The sequence below is a fragment of the Methylobacterium sp. UNC300MFChir4.1 genome (assembly GCF_900110155.1).
Taxonomy (GTDB): Bacteria; Pseudomonadota; Alphaproteobacteria; order Rhizobiales; family Beijerinckiaceae; genus Methylobacterium.
The window spans coordinates 1-23,328 of the sequence record NZ_FOCS01000018.1 but is presented as its reverse complement, the minus strand read 5'-3'; the positions used below and the strand labels follow the sequence as shown (position 1 = coordinate 23,328).

25 protein-coding genes, 1 tRNA gene and 1 pseudogene are annotated in these 23,328 nt (G+C 72.8%); 14 read left to right on the top strand and 13 right to left on the bottom strand.

The features are described from left to right. Positions 1 to 29 precede the first annotated feature (29 nt). On the top strand, positions 30 to 662 hold the full coding sequence (locus tag BMY19_RS21570; protein WP_100252891.1) for an outer membrane protein: 633 nt from the start codon (positions 30 to 32) through the stop codon (positions 660 to 662). 50 nt (positions 663 to 712) lie between these two features. On the opposite strand, the gene BMY19_RS21565 is transcribed toward BMY19_RS21570, so the two are convergent. Continuing rightward, the gene (locus BMY19_RS21565) at positions 713 to 1,756 is read right to left on the bottom strand and encodes a MaoC family dehydratase (protein WP_043353002.1); all 1,044 of its coding nucleotides are present in this window, start codon (positions 1,754 to 1,756) and stop codon (positions 713 to 715) included. Positions 1,757 to 1,768: 12 nt separating this feature from the next. Continuing rightward, positions 1,769 to 2,071: a YggT family protein gene (locus BMY19_RS21560; protein WP_020091350.1), complete on the bottom strand. Its 303-nt coding sequence runs from the start codon at positions 2,069 to 2,071 to the stop codon at positions 1,769 to 1,771. A gap of 123 nt (positions 2,072 to 2,194) precedes the next feature. Between BMY19_RS21560 and BMY19_RS21555 the strand changes: the two genes are divergently transcribed. Both BMY19_RS21555 and BMY19_RS21550 read left to right on the top strand, forming a co-directional pair. Beyond that, positions 2,195 to 2,270: transfer RNA gene (locus BMY19_RS21555), tRNA-Ala, on the top strand. Positions 2,271 to 2,539: 269 nt separating this feature from the next. Further along, positions 2,540 to 3,868, top strand: coding sequence for an alpha-amylase family glycosyl hydrolase (locus BMY19_RS21550; protein WP_100252890.1), 1,329 nt, complete (start codon positions 2,540 to 2,542; stop codon positions 3,866 to 3,868). A gap of 53 nt (positions 3,869 to 3,921) precedes the next feature. Here BMY19_RS21550 and BMY19_RS21545 read toward each other — a convergent pair whose 3' ends face one another. Next, entirely contained in the window at positions 3,922 to 4,305 is a 384-nt protein-coding gene (locus BMY19_RS21545) for a hypothetical protein (RefSeq protein WP_100252889.1), read from the bottom strand. Positions 4,306 to 4,688: 383 nt separating this feature from the next. Further along, positions 4,689 to 5,108 (bottom strand): RNA polymerase subunit sigma-70, encoded by a 420-nt coding sequence (locus BMY19_RS21540; protein WP_244534972.1) that lies wholly within the window; start codon positions 5,106 to 5,108, stop codon positions 4,689 to 4,691. A 260-nt stretch (positions 5,109 to 5,368) separates the two neighbouring features. On the opposite strand from BMY19_RS21540, the gene BMY19_RS21535 reads away from it, so the two are divergent. From BMY19_RS21535 to BMY19_RS21510, 6 genes are all read left to right on the top strand, one after another. After that, positions 5,369 to 6,829 (top strand): helix-turn-helix transcriptional regulator, encoded by a 1,461-nt coding sequence (locus BMY19_RS21535; protein WP_100252888.1) that lies wholly within the window; start codon positions 5,369 to 5,371, stop codon positions 6,827 to 6,829. Positions 6,830 to 6,924: 95 nt separating this feature from the next. Continuing rightward, positions 6,925 to 7,095, top strand: coding sequence for a CsbD family protein (locus BMY19_RS21530; protein ID WP_020096302.1), 171 nt, complete (start codon positions 6,925 to 6,927; stop codon positions 7,093 to 7,095). 90 nt (positions 7,096 to 7,185) lie between these two features. Beyond that, entirely contained in the window at positions 7,186 to 7,689 is a 504-nt protein-coding gene (locus BMY19_RS21525; protein ID WP_091683262.1) for a CsbD family protein, read from the top strand. A 110-nt stretch (positions 7,690 to 7,799) separates the two neighbouring features. Next, entirely contained in the window at positions 7,800 to 8,723 is a 924-nt protein-coding gene (locus BMY19_RS21520) for a hypothetical protein (RefSeq protein ID WP_020096304.1), read from the top strand. A gap of 97 nt (positions 8,724 to 8,820) precedes the next feature. Next, positions 8,821 to 9,024: a CsbD family protein gene (locus tag BMY19_RS21515; protein WP_020096305.1), complete on the top strand. Its 204-nt coding sequence runs from the start codon at positions 8,821 to 8,823 to the stop codon at positions 9,022 to 9,024. 80 nt (positions 9,025 to 9,104) lie between these two features. Further along, positions 9,105 to 9,500, top strand: a complete 396-nt coding sequence (locus BMY19_RS21510) for a CsbD family protein (protein WP_100252887.1) — start codon at positions 9,105 to 9,107, stop codon at positions 9,498 to 9,500. Between the two features lie 138 nt (positions 9,501 to 9,638). On the opposite strand, the gene BMY19_RS21505 is transcribed toward BMY19_RS21510, so the two are convergent. From BMY19_RS21505 to BMY19_RS21490, 4 genes are all read right to left on the bottom strand, one after another. Next, a complete protein-coding gene (locus BMY19_RS21505; RefSeq protein ID WP_100252886.1) occupies positions 9,639 to 9,968 on the bottom strand; it encodes a DUF6285 domain-containing protein in 330 nt (109 codons plus the stop codon). After that, complete coding sequence (locus BMY19_RS21500; protein ID WP_100252885.1) at positions 9,965 to 11,005, bottom strand: phosphotransferase family protein; 1,041 nt, start codon at positions 11,003 to 11,005, stop codon at positions 9,965 to 9,967. Before BMY19_RS21500 ends, BMY19_RS21505 begins: the two co-directional genes overlap by 4 nt. Before the next feature lie 17 nt (positions 11,006 to 11,022). Next, positions 11,023 to 12,201, bottom strand: coding sequence for a beta-ketothiolase BktB (gene bktB, locus BMY19_RS21495; protein WP_100252884.1), 1,179 nt, complete (start codon positions 12,199 to 12,201; stop codon positions 11,023 to 11,025). Positions 12,202 to 12,297: 96 nt separating this feature from the next. Continuing rightward, a complete protein-coding gene (locus BMY19_RS21490; RefSeq protein WP_100252883.1) occupies positions 12,298 to 13,503 on the bottom strand; it encodes an acyl-CoA dehydrogenase family protein in 1,206 nt (401 codons plus the stop codon). A gap of 176 nt (positions 13,504 to 13,679) precedes the next feature. Here BMY19_RS21490 and BMY19_RS21485 point away from each other — a divergent pair, with 176 nt between their 5' ends. The 4 genes and pseudogenes from BMY19_RS21485 to rclC all read left to right on the top strand — a co-directional run bounded on the left by BMY19_RS21485 (position 13,680) and on the right by rclC (position 16,569). Next, entirely contained in the window at positions 13,680 to 14,393 is a 714-nt protein-coding gene (locus BMY19_RS21485) for a TetR/AcrR family transcriptional regulator (RefSeq protein ID WP_051123804.1), read from the top strand. 85 nt (positions 14,394 to 14,478) lie between these two features. After that, positions 14,479 to 15,462, top strand: coding sequence for a cupin domain-containing protein (locus BMY19_RS21480; RefSeq protein WP_100252882.1), 984 nt, complete (start codon positions 14,479 to 14,481; stop codon positions 15,460 to 15,462). Between the two features lie 87 nt (positions 15,463 to 15,549). Then, positions 15,550 to 15,897: pseudogene (locus tag BMY19_RS21475) on the top strand (carboxymuconolactone decarboxylase family protein). Positions 15,898 to 15,933: 36 nt separating this feature from the next. Next, positions 15,934 to 16,569, top strand: coding sequence for a reactive chlorine resistance membrane protein RclC (gene rclC, locus BMY19_RS21470; protein ID WP_100252881.1), 636 nt, complete (start codon positions 15,934 to 15,936; stop codon positions 16,567 to 16,569). Here the strand turns inward: rclC and gph are convergent. Next, positions 16,566 to 17,264: a phosphoglycolate phosphatase gene (gph, locus tag BMY19_RS21465; protein ID WP_100252880.1), complete on the bottom strand. Its 699-nt coding sequence runs from the start codon at positions 17,262 to 17,264 to the stop codon at positions 16,566 to 16,568. The two genes, rclC and gph, sit on opposite strands and share 4 nt — an antisense overlap. 138 nt (positions 17,265 to 17,402) lie before the next feature. Beyond that, complete coding sequence (locus tag BMY19_RS21460; RefSeq protein WP_100252879.1) at positions 17,403 to 17,747, bottom strand: MliC family protein; 345 nt, start codon at positions 17,745 to 17,747, stop codon at positions 17,403 to 17,405. Between the two features lie 446 nt (positions 17,748 to 18,193). Between BMY19_RS21460 and BMY19_RS21455 the strand changes: the two genes are divergently transcribed. Next, complete coding sequence (locus tag BMY19_RS21455) at positions 18,194 to 20,113, top strand: putative bifunctional diguanylate cyclase/phosphodiesterase (protein WP_244534971.1); 1,920 nt, start codon at positions 18,194 to 18,196, stop codon at positions 20,111 to 20,113. 31 nt (positions 20,114 to 20,144) lie between these two features. Here the strand turns inward: BMY19_RS21455 and BMY19_RS21450 are convergent, their stop codons facing one another. The 3 genes from BMY19_RS21450 to ruvB all read right to left on the bottom strand — a co-directional run. Next, on the bottom strand, positions 20,145 to 21,716 hold the full coding sequence (locus BMY19_RS21450) for an ABC transporter substrate-binding protein (protein WP_100252932.1): 1,572 nt from the start codon (positions 21,714 to 21,716) through the stop codon (positions 20,145 to 20,147). Positions 21,717 to 21,776: 60 nt separating this feature from the next. Then, positions 21,777 to 22,397 carry a glutathione S-transferase N-terminal domain-containing protein gene (locus BMY19_RS21445; protein WP_091981476.1) on the bottom strand — a complete coding sequence of 207 codons (621 nt, stop codon included), beginning with the start codon at positions 22,395 to 22,397 and terminating at the stop codon, positions 21,777 to 21,779. 67 nt (positions 22,398 to 22,464) lie between these two features. Continuing rightward, the coding region (ruvB, locus tag BMY19_RS21440) for a Holliday junction branch migration DNA helicase RuvB (protein ID WP_100252877.1) at positions 22,465 to 23,328 on the bottom strand (864 nt) is incomplete at its 5' end.

Here is a 23,328-nt window from a genome sequence, read left to right as displayed (position 1 = left end):
GATCCGGTGCCTTCGGGTAGGATGGCGGCATGAGCAGACGCGCCGATTCCCGTCCGTTCCGCCGCCTCGCGGCCGGCCTCGTGCTCGGGGCCTGCTGGCTCCCGGCCGGTCCCGCCGCCGCCCAGGCGCTGTTCTGGCCGTCCATCGGCTTCGCGCCGCTGCCCTCCTTCGCGTGGCCGCAGATGCCCGAGGACGCATATGGCCGCTGGACCGGCTCCTACGCCCGCCTGTCGACCGGCTACGCGGTCAGCACGTCCCGGCATCTCGGCAGCTATTCGGGACCGACGATCGGGTTCGAGGGCGGCCGGATGTGGCAGGAGGGCCCGATCCTCTACGGCATCAGCGGCGGGTTCGACTATCTCGCCGGCCTCGGCGGCAACCTCACGCCGGGCTACGGGCGGCTCGCCTATTCCAACGACTTCGCCGGATCCCTGGAGGTGAAGGTCGGCACCCTCGTCGCGCCGGACGTGCTGGTCTACGCCAAGACCGGCGCCCTGGCCCTGCACCAGACGCTGCGCGTCGGGCCGACCCCGGGGTCGCTGGCGTTCGCGCGCCAGGACATCGCGGTCCGGCCGGTGGCCGGCGTGGGCGTCGAGTGGGCGGTCACGGACCGCCTGTCGCTGGCGGTCGAGGCGGGCGTGGTCGGCGGCGGGATCCGCTGAGGCGCGCCCCCGCCGGCCTCGCCGAGCGGTGCCGTCCGGGGCGCGGCCGCCTATTTCGGCACGAACGCCCAGTAGTCGAGGTCGAGGATCACCGCCGGGTCGTAGCCGTCGCCGGCGCGGTCCGGGAAGGCGCCGCAGGGCTGGTTCTTGGTGGCAACCGTGCGCAGGCGCAGGAGCCCGACATCGTCGCGGCCGACATCGGCGGTCGCCAGCACCTCGCTCCAGGCATAGACCGTGTCGCCGGCGAAGAGCGGCGCCACGTGGCGGCCGGCGTTGATGCCCGCGAGGGCGAAGGCGTTGCCGAGCCCGTTGAAGCTCAGCGCCCGCGCCAGCGAGATCACGTGGCCGCCGTAGATCAGGCGCCGGCCGAAGCGGGTGTCCTTGGCGGCCAGCCCGTCGAAATGCACCTTGGCGGTGTTCTGGAACAGGCGCGTGGCGATCTGGTGCTCGGCCTCCTCGACGGTCATGCCGTCGACGTGGTCGATCTTCTCACCCACCGCGTAATCCGCGAAGCGGTGCGGGCTGCCGGCGAGGTCGGTGTCGTAGGCGGCGGCCGAGAGCTTCGGCAGGGCGCCCGCGAGGTCCTGCGGGTCGACCACCTTGGCGAGGCTCGGCACGTGCTCCTCGGCGATCGCCGCCTCGGGGTCGCGCTTGCGCACGAGCACCCAGCGGCAATAGCTCAGCACGGTCTCGCCGCGCTCGTCGGAGCCCACCGAGCGGACGTAGACCACGCCGGTCTGCCGGTTCGAGCTCTCCTTGAGGCCGATCACCTCCGACACGGTGGAGAGCGTCTCGCCCGGATAGACCGGCCGCCGGAACCCGCCCTCGGCGTAGCCGAGATTGGCCAGCGCGTTGAGGGAGACGTCCGGGACGGTCTTGCCGAACACCATGTGGAAGGTGAGCAGGTCGTCGAGCGGGCTCTTCGGGTAGCCGATGGCCCGGGCGAAGGCGTCCGACGACTGCACGGCGAAGCGCGGCCCGTAGAGGCCCGTGTACAGCGCCACGTCGCCCACCGTCACGGTGCGCGGGGTGGCGTGGCGGATGGTCTCGCCGAGGCGGAAATCCTCGAAGAAGCGGCCAGGATTCGTCTTCACGGGCGTTCGACCCTACTGCGTGTAAACGTAAGCTGCGGGCACGGCGTATTCATGCAGCAGACGGCTGATGAACAGCAGCAGCAAGATGAGGATGATCGGCGAGATGTCGACGCCCCCGAGATTGGGCAGCAGGTTGCGGATCGGCCGCAGCACCGGCTCGGTCAGCCGGTAGAGCACCTCGCCGATCTGCGCGACGATCGGGTTGCGCACGTTCACCACGTTGAACGCGACGAGCCAGCTGAGAACCGCGCTTGCGATGAGGACGTAGATGAAAAGCTGGACGACCGTGTCGAAGAGCCAGATCAGGGCGTTCATGCGGGTCCGCGCGTATCCTTCGGGCCGCCCGCACCCCAGCGCCGGAGCGGCGCGCGGCGGGCGACGTTGAAACAGGGAATTGACAGGCTGAGCCGCCCGCGCCTACAAGGCCGGCGCCTCGACGGGGCTGTAGCTCAGATGGGAGAGCGCCGCAATCGCACTGCGGAGGTCAGGGGTTCGAATCCCCTCAGCTCCACCAGGCTTTCCTGGTGACAAGACAGCGTCCCGGTTCCGCAGCGATAGCGCTGGCGCGGCCGGGACTTAGCGCCGGTCCGCGGGAACTCTTCCCGCCCCGCGCCACCTGCCCGATCCCACATCCCGACCCGTGACCGCGCCCCGCCCCAGATCTTGGTCCGGGCTGCCCGGGGATCCCCCGCCGCGAGCCGAGGCCGCGTCCGGGCCGGCGGCGAGCCTGCAACCATCGCGGCGCGGCAGGGTTCGGTCCCGATCGGAGACGGAGGAGGTCGCGTGGCGTCCTGGATCGAACAGGCAGTCTGGTGGCAGGTCTTTCCCCTCGGCTTCGTCGGAGCCCCCGACGAAGCCGATCCGGCCGCACCGGTCACGCACCGCCTCGCCCACCTGCACGGCTGGCTCGACTACGCGGTCGAGCTCGGCGCGTCCGGGCTGGCGCTCGGGCCGATCTTCGCGGCCTCCACGCACGGCTACGACACGATCGACCATTTCCGCATCGACCCGCGCCTCGGCGACGAGGCCGATTTCGACGCCCTGGTCGCGGCGGCCCGGGCCCGCGGCCTCCGCGTCCTGCTCGACGGCGTGTTCAACCATGTCGGGCGGGCGCACCCGGCCTTCCAGGACGTCCTGCGGCACGGGCCCGAATCCGAGCGGGCCGGCTGGTTCCGGCTGTCCTGGCCGCGGGGCTCCGGCCCGGGCATCGAGCCGGACTACGCCTGCTTCGAGGGACACCGGCAGCTCGTCACGCTCAACCACGACGACCCGCGCGTCGCTGACCACGTCGCCGCCGTCATGGGCCACTGGCTCGCCCGGGGCGCCGACGGCTGGCGGCTGGACGCGGCCTACGCGGTGCCGCCGCGCTTCTGGGCGCGCGTGCTGCGGCAGGTCCGCCTCGCGCATCCGGAGGCCTACATCGTCGGCGAGGTGATCCACGGCGACTACGCCCGCATCGTGCAGGACACCGGCATGGATTCGGTGACCCAGTACGAGCTCTGGAAGGCGATCTGGAGCGCCCTCAACGATCGCAACCTGTTCGAGCTGGCCCACGCCCTGGACCGGCACAACGGCCTTCTCGACAGGTTCGCGCCCCTGACCTTCGTGGGCAACCACGACGTGACGCGCATCGCGAGCCGGCTCACCGACGAGCGGCACCTGCCGCATGCGCTGGCGATCCTGCTGACCTGCGGCGGGACGCCCTCGATCTACGCCGGCGACGAGCAGGCCTTCCGCGGCGTGAAGGAGGAGCGGGTCGGCGGCGACGACGCCATCCGGCCGGCCTTCCCGCCGACGCCCGCGGATCTCGCTCCCTACGGCTGGCCGATCTACCGGCTGCACCGGGACCTGATCGCCCTCCGGCGGCGCCACGCCGGACTCCACCGCGCGCGGGCGCGGGCGCTGCACCTCGCCAACGCGCAGATCGTGCTCGCGCTGGGCGACGGGAGCGCGCGGGTGCTGACGACCCTGAACCTCGCCGACGCGGACGCGACGCTGCCGGTGCCGGGAGCCCGGGCGATCGAGGCCGGCACCGGCGATCTCGCCGAGGCCGGCAGCACCGGCGCCCGCGTGACCCTTCCGGCCCACGGCTGGGCCGTCCTGACCGTGTGACCGCCGCGCCTCGGCCGGAAAGGGGCCGGAAAGGGGTCGACCGCCCGCTCTCCCTAGCCGGTGCGGCGGGCCGTCCAGCGCCCCGCGCAGGCACCGAGCCCGGACAGCGTCCAGCGGCCGGTCCCGGCGGACCCGCGCAGGCGGCCCGTGACCGAGACGCTGGCCAGCCCCTTGCGGATCGTGCCGGTGATCCGGCCGTCCGGCCCGGCCCGGCCGGAGGCGTCGACGCCGTTGCCGCCGACGTCGTCCACGGTCCCGTCCCGGATCACGATGGGATAGCTGTAGGGCCCCGTGCAGCTCCCGCTCTCCGCGTCGGCGATGACCGACCATGACCCGTCGAACCGGTTGGCCGCGGAGGCTCCCGTCGCGGCGCAGACGGTCGTGCAGGCGGTCAGGATCAGGGCGGGCGCGAGCCGTGCGGCGCGAAGTCGGGTCATCGTCTCCTCAGTGATGGTCTCGGATCTCGGATGGGATTCCTCCGTGCCGGGCGGATCCGTCGCGCGGCACGGCGCGCGGGCGGACCGTCAGTCGGTGCGGTCGCCCGACGGAGCGTCGGGAGCCGGAGCACGGGGTGAAAGGGCAACGGGCCGGACGCGCGCCCGGAGCGGCGCGGGCGCCCGGCCTCGCGGCCGTGCCGGACAAGAGGGCCATCCGCCCGGCACAACCTCGGAAAAGGGGCGCGGAACCCGGCGGCGCCCGACGGCGCACGGCGCGTTCCACGACCGCGATATGGGGCCTAACACATTCGTGGGAATGAGATATTTTTACCAGTACGCCGTGTTTCTTACCGGCTCCGCGGGATGCCACGCGCCGACATGTCTCAGCGGGCCATCCCGGCAGACACGCCGTTCCGCGACAGGCCGGTCGGCCCGGCGCGGCCGCCCGCGGGGCGGCTGCGCAGGAACGTGTCGAGCCATGCGGGCATCCCGGTTCCGGGCCGGAACGCCGCCCGGCGCTCCCAGGCCTTCAGGAGGGTGAGCCGGACGAGGTCGTCCCCCTGGACATCGCCCGCGATGGCGTCGCGGGTCAGCGTCAGCGCGCGGCGGCGCAGGTCCGGCACGGCGTCGACCAGCGCCGCCCCGAAGCCGACCGGGACCTGCCCTTCGGCCTCCGCGGCGTCCGCGGCCTCCGACAGGCGGTCGAGGAGGCGTCTTAGACGCGAAGTTTTCTCAAGTTCTGCAACTTCTGGAAAATTCTCGCGCCGACTCGTACATGATGTCGCACCCGGGGCGGAGGTCACGTCCCCGTGTTCCGCGGGCCCCCGCACTAGTGGGTCAATATCCTGCACGGTCGGCATGGCCACGTCTTCTGGGAAGGGGGGCCGAGAGCGCGCGGGAACGGCGTCGCGGCGTTGCGAGCATTTATCTTTGGCTCAAAACGCCCGCGTCAATGGTGCGCGTATACCAGGAAAATAACTTAGATGAGGGAACCGGCTTGTGCGCAACCCGTTTGTGCCCCGCTGCCGACAGGGCAGTGACCGCGTGAAGGGGTGCAGAAGCTGTGACGGCGGGCGTCGACAGGCATGAGCTCCGGCAGATCATCGCCGGCCTGAGCGAGGGCGTGATCCTGGTCGAGCCCGACCAGACCATCGCCTACGCCAACGCGGCCGCCCTGGCGATGCACGGTGCCGAGAGCCTCGACGAGCTCGGCTCCACCGTCGACGCCTATCGCGACCGCTTCTGCCTCCGATACCGCAACCACATCACGCCCAACCAGTACCCGATCGAGCGCGTGATCGCTGGCGAGCGCTTCCACGACGTGGTGGTCGAGGTGCGGCGGGCCGACAAGCCCGACATGGACTTCGTGCACTCGCTGCGCAGCCTCGTGGCCACGGACCGCGACGGCAACCCGAGCTGCCTCGCGCTGATCCTGAAGGACGTCTCCGACCAGTTCGAGGCCGAGGAGCGGTTCGAGCGCACGTTCAACGCCAACCCGGCCCCGGCCGTGATCACGCGGCTGTCCGACCTGCGCCACGTTAAGGTCAATCACGGCTTCCTGGAGATGACCGGCCACACCCGCGACGCCGTCATCGGCCGCAGCGTCTACGAGGTCGACGTCCTGGCCAGCGCGCGCAACCGCGACCTCGCCGTCGCGCGGCTCAATGCGGGCGGCACGATCCCGCAGATGGAGGCCTGCCTCGACCTGCCCGACGGCGGGAGCCGCTTCGTGATCGTCGCCGGGCAGCCGATCGAGATGGGCGACGAGCCCTGCATGCTGTTCACCTTCGCGGACCTGGAACTGCGCCGGAAGGCCGAGGCCGCCCTGCGCCAGAGCGAGGAGCGCTTCGCCAAGGCGTTCAGGCTGACGCCGATCCCGACCGTGCTGGTGCGGGCCGAGGACGGCCAGGTCACGGGCGTGAACGAGGCGTTCAGCCGGGTCTTCGGCCTGGGCGGGGACCGCGTCGTCGGCCGCTCGCTGGAGGAGGCCGGCCTGTGGGTCGCCGAGAAGCAGCGCCTGCAGGTCGAGGCCGCCCTGGAGCGGCAGGGCTACGTGCTGGGTCTCGAGGTGTGCCTGCGCCACGAGAGCGGCGCGAACCTCGACTGCCTGGTCTCGGCCGAGCGGGTCGAGATCAACGAGACGGCCTTCGTTCTGCTGGTGCTGCAGGACATCACCGAGCGCAAGCACTCCGAGCGGGAGCTGTTCGACGCGATCGAGACGGTGATGGCCGACACGTCGTGGTTCAGCCGCGGGCTGATCGAGAAGCTGGCGAACCTGCGCCGGCCGGCCCGGGAGGGCGGCGACGCGGCGGCGCCGAACCTGACCGTGCGCGAGCGCCAGATCCTCAACCTGATCTGCGCGGGGCTCGGCGACGACGCGATCGCGCGCAAGCTCGGGCTGTCGCGCAACACGGTGCGCAATCACGGCGCCGCACTGTACCGCAAGATCGGCATCCACAAGCGCAGCGAGGCAGTCGTCTGGGGGCGCGAGAACGGCTTTCCCCTGAACATCTCTGACGGATGAATACCGACATACTGGTACAACCAAACCATTGATCCGGCGCGCCCGGCGTACATCTTCCGCTCGGCAAGGGTTTTCTCACGCATGACGAGGCGCCCATGACCGAAGACAGGAAGACACCATCCGCCGAGCACCTCAAGGGCTCGGTGAAGGAGGCCATCGGCAAGCTGACCGGCGATGCCCGGACGGAGACCGAGGGCCGGCGCCAGAAGCGCGACGCGCCCGGATCGAAGGCCGGCTCCGGGCCCGCGGGCTCCGGCCCGCGCTGACGGACGTCACCCGGCGCCTCACGGTGAGGCGCCCCCACCACGAGCGCGATCGCGGAGGCGGTCGCCGACGCGACGACGAAGGAGAACGACATGGTTGATACCAATCGGATCACGGGCGCGGCCCGGGAACTCGGCGGCAAGGTGCAGGGCGCGTTCGGCGACCTGACCGGCTCGCGGCGGGACTCGGTCGAGGGCCGCGCCCGCGAGGCCGCCGGACAGGCCGAGACCCTCTACGGCCAGGCCAAGGACACCGTGCGCGACGCGGCCGACCACGTGGCCGACGCGGCCCGCGACCTCGGTGGTCGGGTCCGCGACGCCGTCGACGATCTCGGGGCCGACGACGTCGAGGCCCGCGCCCGCCGCGCCCAGGGCGCCGCGCAGGATCAGTACGCCCGCGCCGAGCGCGGCGTCCGCCACGCCGCCGAGGAGGCGTACGACTACGCCGAGGACGCCTACGCGCGCGGCAGCCACGCCCTGCGCCGCGGCACCCGCGAGGTCGGCCAGCAGGTCGCCGAGTACCCGCTCGCCGCCCTGCTCATCGCCGGCATCGCGGGCTTCGGCCTCGGCCTGCTCGTCAGCGCCCGCCGCGATTGAGCCGCGACTGAGCCGCGACTGAGCCGCGTCCCGGCAACCCCCGGGCCTTCCGGGCCTTCCGGGGGCCGGCGGCCCCACGAATTTCAGCGATCCACCACCGGAGTGACAGCGTGACCACCATCCAGACCGTTGCAACGCCCCTCGCGCCGGACGCGCACGCCGACACGCGCGCCGTCCTGCTCAACCAAGTCTCCTGGGGCGCCATCTTCGCCGGCGCCGTGACCGCGCTGGTCACCCAGGTGATCATCAACCTCGTCGGCGTCGGCGTCGGGCTGGCCTCGGTCGGCACGACCGCCGCCGACAATCCCTCCGCCTCCACCGTCTCCATGGGCGCGGGCGCGTGGTTCGTCGCCTCGGGCCTCGTCGCCTCGCTGGCCGGCGGCCTCATCGCCGGGCGGCTCTCGGGCAAGGCCCTTCCGGGCGCGGCCGCCCTGCACGGGCTGGTCTCCTGGGCGGTCACCACCCTGGTGGTGCTGTACATGCTGACCTCGGCCGCCAGCGGCCTGGTCGGCGGCACGCTCGGCACGGTCTCGAGCGCGCTCGGCGGCGCCGGCAACCTCGTCGGCGGCACGGTGCAGACCGCCGCCCAGGCGGCGGCGCCGTCGCTGTCGAAGATCTCGAACCCGCTCGACGGCATCGAGGACAAGGTCCGTCAGCAGGCCGCCGGCCAGGACCCGCAGGCCGCCAAGGACGCGGCCGTGGCGGCGGTGAAGGCCGTCCTGACCGGTGACCCGGCCCAGAAGGAGCAGGCCAAGACCCGCGCCGCCGACGCCCTGGCCAAGGCGCAGGGCATCACGCCGGATCAGGCCAAGGCGCAGATCGACGACTACCAGAAGCAGTACGAGCAGGCGGTGGCCAGCGCCAAGCAGAAGGCCGAGGCCGCTGCCGTGACGGCGAAGTCGGCGGCCACGCAGGGCGCGTTCTACGCCGCGCTGGCGCTGATCCTGGGTGCGCTGGCGGCGTATGTCGGCGGCCGGATGGGTGCGCCCAAGCCCGCGACCCTGCTCGGCGCCTACGAGACCCGGCGCGTCTGACACCTCCCTCTGACACCTTCACCGGCCCCCGCGTCGATCGCGGGGGCCACCACCGGCCGGGGAGACCGGCCTCACCAGCGAAGCAGGAGCACACGCGATGAGCAGCACGACCGACAAGATCAAGGGCCTGGCCAACGAGGCGGTGGGCAACGTCAAGCAGGCGGCCGGCAAGGCGACGGGCAACGACAAGCTGGTGGCCGAGGGCAAGGCGCAGGAGCTGAAGGGCGAGGCGCAGAAGACCGTCGGCGACGTCAAGGACGGCGCCAAGTCCGTCGCCGACAAGATCACCGGCAAGCACTGAGCCCGTCCCGCGGCGCCGGCTCCCCGGCGCCGCCGCCCCCGCCGAGGCGGGGCTCCATTCCCCGACACCAGGAGAGCTGCATGAACCGCGACCAGATCCGCGGCGCGTCCCGCCACCTCAAGGGCCGAGCCCAGACCGCCCTGGGCGGCCTGACCGGTGACCCGGGCCGGCAGGTGCGCGGCGCCGTCAACCAAGTGGCCGGCGGCGCGCAGTACGCCTACGGCCGCGCCCGCGACCGCGCGGAGGACCTCGCGGAGGATTTGGCGGAGGATAGCCGCCATCTGGCCGAGGCCGCCCGGAGACGGGCCGACCACCTGATCGACGAGGGCCGGGACCGCGCCCGGGACGCGCGCCGCCGCGGCGCCGATTACGGCCGGCAGGCGATCCGCACGGCCGACGCCAACCGCACCAACACCCTGCTGGGCCTGGCCGCCGTCGCTTTCGCGGCGGGATGGCTCGTCCGCCGCACCCGCTGACGGAGGGTTTACCGATGCTGCGCAAGCTCCTGACGGCCTTCATCGTGCCGAAGCTCATCGCCTATCTCGGGCGCCGCTACGACCGGCGCCGGGGCACCGGCCGCACCTACTGACGCCCGGATCCGGAGCCCGGGATCGCTAGCCCGGGGCCTTCCAGATGCCGGCGGCGATCCGTGTCGTCTCGACGAGCGCGGCGTGGAGCGCCGCGTCCCCGTCGCGCCGGCCGGCGCGGATCGCCGCGACCAGCTCGGCCGGCGATCCGGCGCCGCCCAGCGCCCGCTCCCAGGCCCCGGCCGCCGCGCCCGCCTGCGCGATCTCCCGCGTGACCACGCCCATCGCGTTGGCGGCCATCAGCAGGACGTAGCGCTGGCGCCCCGACAGGGCCGGCGCCACCTCGTCGAGGAGGCTCTGCCGGGCGACCGACAGGAGGGCGGCGCCCGCGGGCGCGTCCCAGAAGGATTCGCTCATCGGGCTCCCCACCGCTCGGGCGCGGTCTCGCGCAGGATCGCGGCCTCGAGTTCGGGGACCATCCGGCCGGTCAGCGCCAGCTCCAGCGACGTCTCCTGACCGGAGACGTGGCGGTGGCCCTGCTCCAGGGCGATCACCGCCCAGCGCAGATGCGCCATGACCTCCCAGTAGCGCACCGCCTCCGGCTCGATCGCGCGCCCGCTCTCGGCCTCGTAGCCGCGGTAGAAGGCGGCCCGCGGGGCGATGCCGCCGGCCTCCAGGTCGGGCCGGCCGAAGCGCCAGCAGGCGGCGCAGAACCAGCCGATATCCTGGACCGGGTCGCCCCAGCCGGCGAATTCCCAGTCGAGGATCGCCGTCAGGCCCTCGGCATCGACCATGTAGTTGCCGGTGCGGAAGTCGCGGTGGACCAGGACCGGCCGGGGACAGGGCGGCGCGTGGAGCTCGGCCCAGCGCAGGCCCCATTCGAGGGCCGGGCGCGCGGCGCCGATCCCGTCGAGACTCGCCCGGAGCGCGCGGATCTCGGCCAGGGCCGGCTCCGGCTCGGGCGCGCCGAGGAAGGCGAGGTCGTCCGCCGGGGCGGTTCCCGGGCCGGCCGCCGGCAGGATGCCGTGCGTCCGGGCGAGCTCGCGGCCGAGCCGCTCGGCCAAGGCCGCGCGGTCGCCGCCGAGGCTCGTGTCCTTGACCACCCGCGGCCCCAGCCCGATCCCGGAGACGAGGCCCATCAGCGCGAAGGGCGCCCCGACCACCCCCGGATCCGCGCAGAAGCCGACCGGCTCCGGCACCCGCACGCCGGCCGCGAAGGCGGCGCGCAGGATCCGGAACTCCTCCGCCCGCGAGCGGCTCGACGCGATGGTGGCGGCCGCGTCCTTGCGCAGGACGAAGCTCCGGGGCGCGCCGTCGACCCGGCACGACAGCATCCAGTTCTCCTGGATCGAGCCGCCGGTCAGCGGCCGGGCGTCGTCGAGCGCGACCGACCCGGCCTCCAGGGTCCGGCCGATCCAGGCGCAGAGCGCCGTCCTCTGATCCGCGTCCAGCATGGTGCCTCAGGGCCGCGTCACGGGACGCGCTCGAGGGCCATGGCGATCCCCTGGCCGCCGCCGATGCACATGGTCACGAGCCCGTAGCGGCCGCCGGTCCGGGCCAGCTCGTAGAGGGCCTTGACGGTGATGATCGCCCCCGTGGCGCCGATCGGGTGACCGAGGGCGATGGCGCCGCCGTTTGGGTTGACCCTGTCGGGATCGAGGTTGAGGGCGCGGGAGACCGCGCAGGCCTGCGCCGCGAAGGCCTCGTTCGACTCGACGACGTCGAAATCCGCCGCCCGCAGGCCGGTCCGCTCCAGCAGCCGCCGCACCGCCGGCACCGGGCCCATGCCCATCTCGGACGGGTCCACGCCGGCGTGGGCGTAGCCGACGATCCGTGCGAGCGGCGTCGCGCCGTCGCGCGCGGCCCGCGCGGCGCTCGACAGGACGAGGGCCGCCGCGCCGTCGTTCAGCCCCGAGGCGTTGCCGGCCGTGACACTGCCGGTCTTGGAGAAGGCCGGGCGCAGCTTGGCGAGGTCCTCGGCGGTCGTGGCCTTCGGGTGCTCGTCGGTGTCGAAGGCCACCGTCTCGCGCCGGCGCTGGACCTCGATCGGCAGGATCTGGTCGCGGAACCGGCCCTCGCGGATCGCCCGCGCGGCGCGGGCCTGGCTCTCGGCCGCGAAGGCGTCCTGCGCGTCGCGGGGGACGGCGTAGCGCGCGGCCACGTTCTCGGCGGTGACGCCCATGTGGCCGTTGCCGAACGGGTCGGTCAGCGCGCCGAGCATGTAGTCGACCAGCACGGCGTCGCCCATGCGCGACCCGGTCCGCCCGGTGGTCAGCAGGTGGGGGGCGCGGCTCATGCTCTCGGCGCCGCCGGCCACGGCCGTCTCGGCGTCGCCGAGCAGGATGGACTGCGCGGCCGAGACGATCGCCTGCAGGCCGCTGCCGCAGAGGCGGTTGACCGTCATGGCCGGCACCTCCTCGGGAATCCCGCCCTCCATCGCCGCGACGCGGGCGATGTAGGCGTCCCGGGGCTCGGTCGGGATGACGTTGCCGAGGACCACGTGCCCGACCGTCTCGGGCGCGGTCCCGGCGCGGCGCAGCGCTTCCGCGACGCAGCGTGCGGCGAGGACGGAGGGCGGCGTGCCGGCCAGCGCGCCGCCGAACGTGCCGATCGCGGTGCGCACCGCGCCTGTGATCACGACCTCGGTCATACTCTCGGCTTCCTCTCGGCTTCCCTGTCTGGCTCGGCCTGCCGACGCGCCCCGCGCGGCGGGCGGACGGTGTCGGCCCCGCTCAGGCCCCGACGCTCAGGCCCCGACGTCCCACGACCAGAAGGCGTCGCCCTCGGCCTCGAGATTGCGGTTCAGGACCATCTTGTGGACCTCGTCGGCCCCGTCCACGAGGCGCGCCTGCCGGGCGTAGCGGTAGATCCACTCGAGGGGCGTGTCGGTGGAGTAGCCCCGCGCGCCGTTGATCTGGATCGCCGTGTCGGCGGCCGCGTGCAGGAGGTTGGCCACGTGGACCTTGGCCATCGACACCTCCTTGCGGGCGAAGCTGCCCCGGTCGAGGGCCCAGGCAGCCTTCATCACCAGGAGGCGGCCGATCTCGATCCGCATCGCGAGGTCGCCCAGCATCAGCTGGATGCTCTCCCGGTCGGCCAGCCGGATCCCGAAGCCGTGCCGCTCGGCCGCGTAGGCCCGGGCGATCTCGACGCAGCGCTTCGACAGGCCGAGCCAGCGCATGCAGTGGGTCAGCCGCGCCGGCCCGAGGCGGATCTGGGTGAGCTTCAGGCCGTCGCCCTCGTTCATCAGGACGTTCTCGGCCGGGATCTCCAGGCCCTCGAACAGCAGCTCGCAGTGGCCGCCATGCTCCTCCGGCCCCATGATCGGGATGCGGCGCAGGATCCGCCAGCCGGGCTGGTCCCTGTGGAACAGGAAGGCGGTCAGCCCTTTCCGCGCGTCGTCGGAGGTGCGCGCCATCAGGATGAAGTGCTCGGCCTCCTCGGCGCCGGTGATGTACCACTTGCGGCCGGTGACCACGTAGCCGTCGCCCCGCCGCTCGGCCCGGGTCTGGATCATGCCGGGATCGGAGCCGCCGCCGGGATGCGGCTCGGTCATGGCGAAGGCCGAGCGGACCCGCCCCTCCACGATCGGCGCGAGCCAGCGCGCCTTCTGGTCCGGGGTCGCGACCTTCTCCAGCACCATCATGTTGCCGTCGTCGGGCGCGGCCGAGTTGAACACGACCGGGCCGAAGATCGAGCGGTTCATGGCCTCGTAGCAGACCGCCATGCCGACCTTGTCGAGCCCGGCGCCGCCGGTCTCGGGCCGCAACTGCAGGCACCACAGGCCCTCTGCGCGGGCGAGTCCGCGCAGCCGCGTCAGCTCGGTGAGGCTGATGTTGCCGTGGCCGTCATAGGCCGCCGGATCGGCCTCCAGCGGCAAGATGTGCGCGTCCACGAAGGCCGCGATCCGGGCGCGGTAATCCTCGACGCGCGGGGAGATGGTGAAATCCACGGGCCCACCTCCTGGGTCGGTGCCGACGACGAAAATCGAGCGAGCGCTCGCTTTTTATCGCCTGGATTCGCGCCTGGCAACGGACTAGACCTCGGGAGCCGCTCCCGGTCGTGGCCACCGCGGGCTGGCGCGACGACGAAACGACGACGGCGCGACGACGGAGCGACGATGGATCGATGAGCCCCGCAGACGCTCTTCCGGCGAACTTTCCGGCGCACCTTCCGGTGAAGGACGCCTACGCCACCGAGGCGATCTGCGCGCGGATCCTGGCGCGGCACCGGGACCGGATCAGCGTCCGGAAGGACCATGTCGCCGTCGCCAACCTCGCGCGGATCATCGAGGCGGTGCTGAAGCTGTCGAGCCGGCAGGGCTTCCACGAGACGAGCCTGCGCGACCTCGCCCGGGCCTCGGGGCTCAGCATGGGCGGGCTCTACTCGTACTTCGACAACAAGAACACGCTGCTGGTGATGATCCTCACCGAGGTGGCCGAGACGGCCGAGGCGGTCCTGCGGCAGGCCCCGGCGGGGCTCGCGGCGGATCCGGCCGCGCATCTGCGCTGGCTGATCGAGACCCATATCCGCCTGACCGAGGCGATGCAGCCCTGGTTCGTCTTCGCGTTCATGGAGGCGAAGGGCTTCCCGGCCCCCGCCCGGACGATGGCGACGGAGAGCGAGGCCGCCACGGAGCGCATCTTCGCCGAAGTCCTCGCCCGCGGCGCGGCGGCGGGCGTCTTCGCGGTCGCCGACGTCGACCTCACCGCCGCGCTGATCAAACCGCTCCTGCAGGACTGGTACGTGAAGCGGGCCAAGCACCGGAAGCGCGGGATCCCGATCCAGCGCTACATCGCCGGCGTGACCGCCTTCGTCGAGAAGGCCATCGCGGCGGGCTGAACCGGCGCGGCGGACGAACACCCCTGGTCGGGGCCGCCGCGCGCCCTTATGCCGGGCCCGGAGGGCATTCCGGAGCGCGGGGAGCATGGCCGGACCGATCGGGCGCCGCGCGGACGCACACGGAACCGCCGGAATCGACGATCCGCTGAGCGGCCTCGCGCCGCTGCTGCGCGTGCGGCCGCACCTGGACGACGTCTGCCGGTTCGGCGGCGCCTGGGCCGCCCCGCACGCGCCGGAGCCGACGCGGCAGGCCTATTTCCACCTCGTGACGCGCGGCCGCGCCACGCTGCGGCGGCCCGGGGGCGCGCCGCTGCAGGTCGCGGCCGGGGACATCCTGCTCCTGCCGCGCGGCGACGCGCACCTGTTCCACGGCGCGGGGCCGCCGCCGTCGACGCCCCTGCCCGTCGCGGTCCGCCACGCGCACGATCTGCGGTTCAAGACCACCGTCGGGGCCGAGCCGGACGTCGAGCTGATCTGCGGCCGCCTGGCCTTCGAGGCGGCGCCCCAGACCCTGATCGTGACCGCCCTGCCCGACCTCCTCGTCCTGAGCGTCGGCACCGAGCCCCTGGCCACCCGGTTCGCGCCGCTCCTGGCGGGCATCCGCGAGGAGCTGAACGACCTCCGCGCCGGGTCGGTCGCGGTCGCCGAGAACCTCGCGAGCGCGCTGTTCATGATGATGCTCCGCGCGCATCTCGAGGCGTCGGCCCCGGCCGAGGGCCTGCTGCACCTCCTGGGGCAGCCGCTCACCGCCCGGGCGGTGCTCGCGATGGTGCGCGACCCGGTGCATCCCTGGACGCTTGACGAACTGGCCGCGACGGCCGCCGCGTCGCGGGCGAGCCTCGTGCGCGCCTTCCGCGCCGCCGCGGGCGTCGCCCCGCTGGAATTCCTCACCGACCTGCGGCTCGGGCTCGCCCATCACCGCCTGCGCACCGAGACGGTCCCGCTGGACCGTCTGGCCGCGGAGGTCGGCTACCAGTCCGCGCCCGCGCTCAGCCGGGCGTTCCTGCGCAAGTACGGGATCCGCCCCGGACAGGCGCGGCAGGCCGAGGCGCCCCCGCAGGCGGTTTGATCCGCCCGGTCATCGGCCTGCGCCGCGCGGTCATCGAGGGCGCGGCCGGCCCCGACTACCTTCCTCGTCATCACGAAGGAGGTCGTCATGCACATGATCGATTGGAACAGCTACCGCCAGCAGGTCACCGCCGGCGTCGGACACTTCGCCAAGCTCAGCCCCGACACGGTGCGGGGCTACGGCACCCTCAGCACGGCGGGCCAGAAGACCGGCCAGCTCGACGCCAAGACCCGTGAGCTGATCGCGGTGGCGGTGGCGATCTCCCTGCGCTGCGACGGCTGTATCACGGTCCACACCGACGCCGCCCGCAAGCTCGGCGCCACCTAGGCCGAACTGGCCGAGGCCCTCGGGGTCGCCACCAGCCTCAATGCCGGTGCCGCGGTCGTCTACGCGACCCGCGCGCTCGACGCCTTCGCGGCCTCCGCCGAGGCGTAGCCCCTCCCCCCATCCGATTGAGCAAGGAATCGTGCCATGAACACGCAGGTTCGCCGCGTCCTCGGCCTCGTCTCCGGGCCGGGCTCGAACCGCCTCGGCCTCCAGGCCATACGGGTCGCCATCGCGGTCATCTTCCTCTGGATCGGCGCGCTCAAGTTCGTGCCCTACGAGGCCGACAGCATCACGCCCTTCGTCGCCAACAGCCCGGTGATGGCGTTCTTCTACGCCCATCCCGACCAGTACGCGCAGCACCTCACCCACGAGGGCGAGCTCAACCTCGCCGCCCGCGCGTGGCAGACGGCCAACCACACCTACGCGTTCTCTCGCGGCCTCGGCACGGTCGAGCTGCTGATCGGCCTGCTCGTCCTCGTCGGGCTGGTGTCGCGGCGGCTGGGTCTGGCCGGCGCGGTGCTGGCCTTCCTCACCCCGGTGGTGACCCTGTCGTTCCTCGTGACCACCCCCGAGGCCTGGGTCGCCGCGCTCGGCGACGCCGAGCACGGCTTCCCCTACCTCTCGGGCGCCGGCCGTCTCGTCCTCAAGGACGTCACCCTCATGGCCGGCGCGTGGCTCGTCCTCGCCGACAGCGCCCGCGCCGTCCTCGAGCGGCAGGCCCGGGGCACCGGGCGCCCCCGCCCGCCTCGACCTCGCGGCAAGCCGCTAGGAGTCCCCTAGGAGGCCGGGGTGCCGCCCGCGGGCAGCGCCCCGATCATCGCCCGCAGGCCGCCGATGTCGTCCAGGACGGCGTCGGCGGTCCGCGCGTCGTCCGGGCGCCCGTAGCCGTAGCGGGCCAGGATGGCGGCGGTGCCGGCGGCGCGGGCGGCCGCGATATCGTGGTGCATGTCGCCGACCATGACGGCCCGCCCGGGCTCGACCCGCAGGCGACGCAGGGCCTCCCGCAGCGGCGCGGGATCGGGCTTGCGCTCGGGCAGCGTGTCGCCGCCCACGACCGTGTCGATCAGCGGCGCCAGCCCCACCGCGTCGAGGATCAGGCCGGTGGCGCGGGCCGGCTTGTTGGTGACGATCGCCAGCGCGTAGCCCGCCGCCCGGAGGTCGCGGACCGCCGCGGCGGCGTTGGGGAACAGGGCGGTGCCGGCGGCCGCGAGCGGCTCGTACACGGCCAGGAAGGCCGGGAGCAGGTCCGGCGCCCGCTCCGGATCGCCGCCCGAGGCCCGCAGGGCGCGCCGCAGCAGCGCCACCGCGCCGTCGCCCACCATGGCCCGCATCGCGGCGGTCCCGACCGGCGGCAGGCCCTCCCGCGCCAGGGTGGTGTTCAGGGCCGTCCGGAGATCGGCCAGGCTGTCGACGAGGGTGCCGTCGAGGTCGAGGAGGACGGCGTCGAAGCGCGACGGGGGCGCGGGCGAGGGCAAGGAACGTCTCCGCGTCGCGGGCGACGCGCGGCGGGACGCCTCAATCTCCGGGACGGGCGGTTCCTAGCGGGTCCGGCGCTGCCGGGCCAGGGTCCGGCACGCGCCCCGAGCAACCCCCCCGAGCATCCCCCGGGCAGCCTAGCGCGGCTTGGCGTCGGCCGGCGTCCGGTCGGTGCAGGTGACCGGCGTGCCGGTGCCGTCGGTCCACGTGACCGACCGCCCCTTGCCCCGCAGCTCGTGCGTGGCGTCGGCGTAGCGGAACCCCGACCCGCTCAGCTGCACCGGCAGGGTGACGGCGGCGCCGTTGTCCGGCCGGACAACCGCCCGCTCCGGCCCTGCGGCGTTCAGGAAGGTGACGGCCAGCGTCCGACCGTTCGGACAGGCGAAGGTCACGTCAATCGTCTCGGCCTGCGCGGGCGCGGCGGCCACCAGCAGCCCGCCGACGAGGATCGCCAGCCGGGCGACGCGGACACGGATTCTCATCGGCCTCTCCTGAGCCCCGCGGCCGCGGCCGCGACGACGATCATCGCCGGGATGTCCTGTCCGGGCAATCGGCGCCGACGGCACGCGAGGCGGCCGGCCGACCTCCATCCACCAGTCCCTGGAAGAGCAGATGGAGCATCGAGGCAATTGTACGATCCTCGATACAAGTCGAACCGGATCACTTCCCGCTCAACTTGGGACGAAATCGGTAAATCGTCGGCTCGCCCGCCCGGCGGATTGTATCCCGAGCGCCGCGATGCGGCGCTCCGGCGCGGGGAATAGAGCCGTGGACGACCGCCGTGACAGCTCGCGGCTTAAGTATCTCTTTAATGTTAGGAGTATAATAATACGGCAATCTCTCATACGCAGCTTCGATGAACCGTCCGAAATATCCTTTCTCGATATTGATCGGGAGGTCGACCGCATCCGCCCCGGGTCTGACGGCCATGCGTCAGCTCGCGGAACTGCAGAAGCATATCCCGTCCCTCTACGGACTGCTCTCGGTCAATGCCGGCGCCCTCGCGGTGACGCATTACGGTCTGGCGCCCGCCTACCTGACCCTCGGCATCCCGGGGACCGTGATCGCGCTGTGCCTCCTGCGCGCGATTCACTGGTGGCGCTTGAGGCCCGAGACCCTGAACGAGGCGCAGGCCGCCCGCCACCTGCGGCGGACGACGGTGCTCACGGTCTTCTTCTCCGTCGCCTTCGTGATCTGGGCGATGGTCCTGAACACGTTCGGCGGCCCCTACGAGCAGGGCCACGTCGCGATCTTCGTGGCCGTCACGGTGATCGCCTGCATCTTCTGCCTGACCTACCTGCCGCTGGCGGCCTTCCTGGTCACCGGCATCGTCATGGGCGTGTTCCTGTTCTGCTGCGTGACGAGCGGGAACCACGTGTTCCTCGCCATCGCGGCCAATACGGCCTTCGTCACGGCCGTGATGGTCCGCATCCTCAACACCAACTACCGGGCCTTCGTCGCCCTCGTCGCGTCCCAGGCCGTGGCGAGCCGGCTCTCGGAGGAGAACGCGCGCCTCGCCCAGACCGACAGCCTGACCGGCCTCCCCAATCGGCGCTACTTCTTCCAGAAGCTCGACGAGGCGCTCCGGTCGTCCTCCGGGGCGGACACGCCCTTCGCCCTGGCGATCTTCGATCTCGACCGGTTCAAGCCGATCAACGACACCTACGGGCACAATGTCGGCGACCGCGTCCTGGCGGAGGCCGGCCGGCGCCTCGCGGCCTTCGCGGGGGCGGACGTGGTGGTGACGCGGCTGGGGGGCGACGAGTTCGGCGTGATCCTGCGCGCGCCGGCTTCGGCCGCGGCGGCGCTCGCCTTCTGCGACGGCGTCTGCACGGCGCTGCAGCGGCCGATCCGGATCGGCGACATCCAGGTCGTCACCGGCTGCTCGGGCGGGCTCGCCCTGCCCTGCCGGGTCTCGCACGACGCCGACGCCCTGTTCGACCGCGCCGACTACGCGCTCTACCACTCCAAGGAGCAGCGGCGCGGCGCGACGACCCTGTTCTCGCAGGAGCACAAGGACGCGATCCGCGCCGAGCAGGCGGTGGAGACGGCCTTGCGGACGGCGGACCTCGCCGCCGAGATGGTGCTGCACTACCAGCCGGTCCTCGACCTCGCCACGGGGCGGACCGCCTTCGTGGAGGGTCTGGCGCGCTGGACGAGCCCGACGCTGGGCCGCGTCGCGCCGGACCGGTTCATCGCGGCCGCCGAGCGCGGCGGCATGATCCACACGGTGACGCTGCTGCTCCTGCGCAAGGCGCTCGCCGACTGCGCGCAGCTCCCGCCCGGGACCGGCCTGTCCTTCAACCTGTCCGCCCACGACCTCGCCTCGCCCGAGACCGTCCTGTCGATCCTGGCGGCGGTGCGGGGCAGCGGCATCGACCCGCGCCGCCTGACGCTCGAGCTGACCGAGACCGCCCTGATGCGCGACTTCGACCACGCCAAGGCGGCCATCACCACCCTGCGCAGCCTGGGCATCAAGATCGCGCTCGACGATTTCGGGACCGGCTATTCCAGCCTGGGCTACGTCCACCGCCTGCCGCTGGACAAGATCAAGATCGACCGCGGCTTCATGGCCGACATCGACACCGACCGGGGCTGCAGCCTCGTCTCCACGATCCTGGACCTGTGCCGCAACCTCGGCCTCGACGGGATCGTCGAGGGGATCGAGACGGAGGCGCAGCTCGACGTGGCGCGGCGGCACGGCAGCCGCTACGCCCAGGGCTACCACATCGGCCGCCCGATGCCCCTCGGCGACCTGCTGGAGCGGCTGGAGCGCGAGGGCGCGGCGGAAGCGAAGGTAGCGGCAGAGGCAGCGGCAGAGGCCGGCACGGTGCGCCGGAGGGCCTGAGGCGGCCCCGGCGCGAGGCGGAGCCGCGCCCTCAGGCGCGCCGGAGGTTCCAGAGGATCGGGAAGCCCGGGAGGCGGCCCGTGAGGTCGCGCCGGTAGGACGTCATCGAGCGGTAGGAGCCGACCGGCACGAACACGACCTCCTCGAGGGCGATCCGCTGCATGTCGGCGCAGATCGCCCGGCGCGCCTCCGCGTCGGAGGCCGCGAACCACGCGGTCCGGAGCGCCTCCAGCCGCGGCACCGACGGCCAGCCGAACCACGCGTTCGGCCCGCTGGCCCGGAGCGGCTGCAGGGCGGCGGGGTCGGCGTTGTCGAAGGACGAGAAGGTGGTGAGCAGCACCGACCAGCCGCCCTTCTCGACGGGCTCGCGGGAGACGCGCCGCTGGATCACCGTGCCCCAGTCACTCAGGGCCAGGTCGACGTTGAAGCCGATCCGGGGGAGCAGGTCGGCCGCGACCTGGGTCAGCGCCGCGGGCGCCAGCAGGTCCGTGGGGCCGATCAGCCGGATCTTCGCGCCGTCGTAGCCCGAGGCCCTGAGCGCCGCGCGGGCCGCCTCCAGGCTGCGCGGCCCGGTGAGTGCCTCCAGGCCGACCTGGCTCGCCATCGGTGTGCCGGGCGTGAAGATCCCGCAGCGGTCGTCGTAGGCCCCGGGATCGTCGCCGACGATCGCCGCCATGAAGTCGCTCTGGACGATCGCCGGCAGCACCGCCCGGCGCACCGCGACGTCGTCGAAGGGCGGCTGCAGGTGGTTCATCCGCAGGATCGCCGGGTTGGTGAGCCGGTCGAGGCCCTCCACCACGATGTCGCGGTTGCGAGCGAGCAGCTGCTGGAGCTCGGGCGGCGGCTGCTCGTACCAGTCGATCTCGCCGTTCTGCAGGGCCGCCGCCGCGGTGGCGCCGTCGGCGATGATCCGCCACTCGATCCGGTCGAAATGGGCGACCTTGCCGCCGGCCGTCAGGCTCGGTGTGCCGGGCGCCGGCACGTAGCCGGGGTGGCGCTCGTAGACCATCAGGCTGCCCGAGTTGAACTCGTCGGCCTTCCAGCGGAACGGCCCGGAGCCGGTGGCGTCGGTGATCTGCTTGTACGGGTCGGTCTGGGCGACCCGCTCGGGCATGACGAAGGCCGGCTGGCTGACACTCGCCAGCGCCTGCGGCAGGAGCGGGAACGGTGCCTTCAACCGGAACACGATGTCGGTGTCGCCGTCGTGGGCGAGCTCGTCGGTGGCGGCCATCAGGGTCTGGCCGAAGCCGTTGCGGGCCGCCCAGCGCCGGATGCTGGCGACGCAGTCCCGCGCCAGGACCGGCGTGCCGTCGTGGAAGCGCAGGCCCGCGCGCAGGGGGATCGTCACCCGGCGCCCGTCCTGCTCGACCTTGAGGCCGGCCGCCATCTGCGGCTGCGGCCGCAGGTCGGCGTCGAGGCCGAACAGCGTGTCGTAGACCACGTAGGCGTGGTTGCGGGTCACGATCGCCGTCGTCCAGATCGGATCGATGGAGGTGACGTTCGCCTGGGGGACCATGCGCAGGACCCGGGCGCCCTGCGCCCGCCCGACGGAGGGGGCCGCCAGGGCCGCGGCCCCCGCGGCCAGGAAGGTGCGTCGCCTCATCGTCACTCCCCGAACGGTGGATTCCGGCGTCGCAAGCGCCGGACCAGGGGGCGCCCCGCCTCAGCTCAGCGGGACGGCGAAGCCCCGCTGCACGGCGGGGCGCTCCATCATCCGGTCGTACCAGCGCCGGACCTGCGGGTAATCGGCGAGGTCGACCTGGTGGCGCTCGTGGCGCCACGCCCAGCCGAGGATCGCGAAATCCGCCACCGAGAGCGGTCCCGCGACGTACGCGACCTGCGCGAGGCGCCGGTCCAGCACGCCGTAGAGCCGGTGCGTCTCCTTGCTGTAGCGAGCGAGCCCGTAGGCGCGGTCGGCCTCCGCGACGGTCAGGAAGTGGTGGACCTGGCCGGGCATCGGCCCGAAGCCGCCCATCTGCCACATCAGCCATTCCAGGGCGGCGACGCGCTGCCGCCGGTCCTCGGGCAGGAAGCGGCCGGTCTTCTCGGCGAGGTAGAGCAGGATCGCGCCGGACTCGAACACCGGGATCGGGGACCCGTCCGGCCCGTCCGGATCGACGATGGCGGGGATGCGGTTGTTCGGGCTGATCGCCAGGAAGTCCGGCGCGTGCTGCGCCCCTTGCGTGATGTCGACCGGGATGACCCGGTAGGGCAGCGCCATCTCCTCCAGCGCCACGCTGATCTTCCGGCCGTTGGGGGTGTTCCAGGCGTAGAGATCGATCATCGCGGGCGCCTCCGCTGTGCCGAGGGAAGCTAGGGCCCGTGACGGGATCCGGCAATTCGGCCGGCGCTCAGGCGGCGACCGGGGCCGGCTCCGGCTCCGGCAGGCCGAGATGCCGGTAGGCGTGTCGGGTGAGGACGCGTCCGCGGGGTGTGCGCTGCACGAAGCCGCGCTGGATCAGGTAGGGCTCGATGATGTCCTCGATCGCGTCCCGCGGCTCCGACAGCGCCGCCCCGATCGTCTCGATGCCCACCGGTCCGCCCCCGAACGCGCGCGCGATCAGGCTTAGGTACTTGCGGTCCATCACGTCGAGACCCGCCCCGTCCACGTCCAAGAGCTGCAGCGCCCGGTCGGCGATCGCCCGCGTCACCGTCTCGGCCTCCGCCACCACCGCGAAGTCCCGCACCCGCCGCAAGAGCCGCCCCGCGATCCGCGGCGTGCCCCGCGCCCGACGGGCGATCTCGTTGGCGCCCTCCGCCGACATGCCCAGACCCAGCACCCGCGCGCCGCGCGCCACGATCTGCTCCAGCTCGTCGATCTCGTAGAACTCCAGCCGGATCGGGATCCCGAACCGGTCGCGCAGCGGCGTCGTCAGCAGCCCCGCCCGCGTCGTGGCGCCAACGAGCGTGAACTTCGGCAGCTCGATCTTGACCGAGCGCGCCGCCGGGCCCTCGCCGATGATCAGGTCGAGCTGGTAATCCTCCATGGCCGGGTAGAGGATCTCCTCGACCGCCGGGTTGAGCCGGTGGATCTCGTCGATGAACAGGACGTCGCGCTCCTCCAGGTTGGTGAGCTGGGCGGCCAGATCCCCGGCCTTGGCGATCACCGGCCCGGAGGTCGAGCGGAAGTTCACGCCGAGTTCGCGCGCCACGATCTGCGCCAGCGTGGTCTTGCCCAGGCCCGGCGGCCCGACGAACAGCACGTGGTCGAGCGC

Excerpts from the sequence above, each read along its gene's own strand:
- BMY19_RS21530 (WP_020096302.1), top strand. The coding sequence starts at position 6,925 with ATGACCGAAGACAGGAAGACACCATCCGCCGAGCACCTCAAGGGCTCG.
- BMY19_RS21450 (WP_100252932.1), bottom strand. The coding sequence starts at position 21,716 with ATGAGGCGACGCACCTTCCTGGCCGCGGGGGCCGCGGCCCTGGCGGCC.
- rclC (WP_100252881.1), top strand. The coding sequence starts at position 15,934 with ATGAACACGCAGGTTCGCCGCGTCCTCGGCCTCGTCTCCGGGCCGGGC.
- BMY19_RS21525 (WP_091683262.1), top strand. The coding sequence starts at position 7,186 with ATGGTTGATACCAATCGGATCACGGGCGCGGCCCGGGAACTCGGCGGC.
- BMY19_RS21515 (WP_020096305.1), top strand. The coding sequence starts at position 8,821 with ATGAGCAGCACGACCGACAAGATCAAGGGCCTGGCCAACGAGGCGGTG.
- BMY19_RS21545 (WP_100252889.1), bottom strand. The coding sequence starts at position 4,305 with ATGACCCGACTTCGCGCCGCACGGCTCGCGCCCGCCCTGATCCTGACC.
- BMY19_RS21485 (WP_051123804.1), top strand. The coding sequence starts at position 13,680 with ATGAGCCCCGCAGACGCTCTTCCGGCGAACTTTCCGGCGCACCTTCCG.
- BMY19_RS21510 (WP_100252887.1), top strand. The coding sequence starts at position 9,105 with ATGAACCGCGACCAGATCCGCGGCGCGTCCCGCCACCTCAAGGGCCGA.
- BMY19_RS21480 (WP_100252882.1), top strand. The coding sequence starts at position 14,479 with ATGGCCGGACCGATCGGGCGCCGCGCGGACGCACACGGAACCGCCGGA.
- BMY19_RS21560 (WP_020091350.1), bottom strand. The coding sequence starts at position 2,071 with ATGAACGCCCTGATCTGGCTCTTCGACACGGTCGTCCAGCTTTTCATC.
- BMY19_RS21505 (WP_100252886.1), bottom strand. The coding sequence starts at position 9,968 with ATGAGCGAATCCTTCTGGGACGCGCCCGCGGGCGCCGCCCTCCTGTCG.
- BMY19_RS21455 (WP_244534971.1), top strand. The coding sequence starts at position 18,194 with ATGCGTCAGCTCGCGGAACTGCAGAAGCATATCCCGTCCCTCTACGGA.
- bktB (WP_100252884.1), bottom strand. The coding sequence starts at position 12,201 with ATGACCGAGGTCGTGATCACAGGCGCGGTGCGCACCGCGATCGGCACG.
- BMY19_RS21570 (WP_100252891.1), top strand. The coding sequence starts at position 30 with ATGAGCAGACGCGCCGATTCCCGTCCGTTCCGCCGCCTCGCGGCCGGC.
- BMY19_RS21500 (WP_100252885.1), bottom strand. The coding sequence starts at position 11,005 with ATGCTGGACGCGGATCAGAGGACGGCGCTCTGCGCCTGGATCGGCCGG.
- BMY19_RS21460 (WP_100252879.1), bottom strand. The coding sequence starts at position 17,747 with ATGAGAATCCGTGTCCGCGTCGCCCGGCTGGCGATCCTCGTCGGCGGG.
- BMY19_RS21445 (WP_091981476.1), bottom strand. The coding sequence starts at position 22,397 with ATGATCGATCTCTACGCCTGGAACACCCCCAACGGCCGGAAGATCAGC.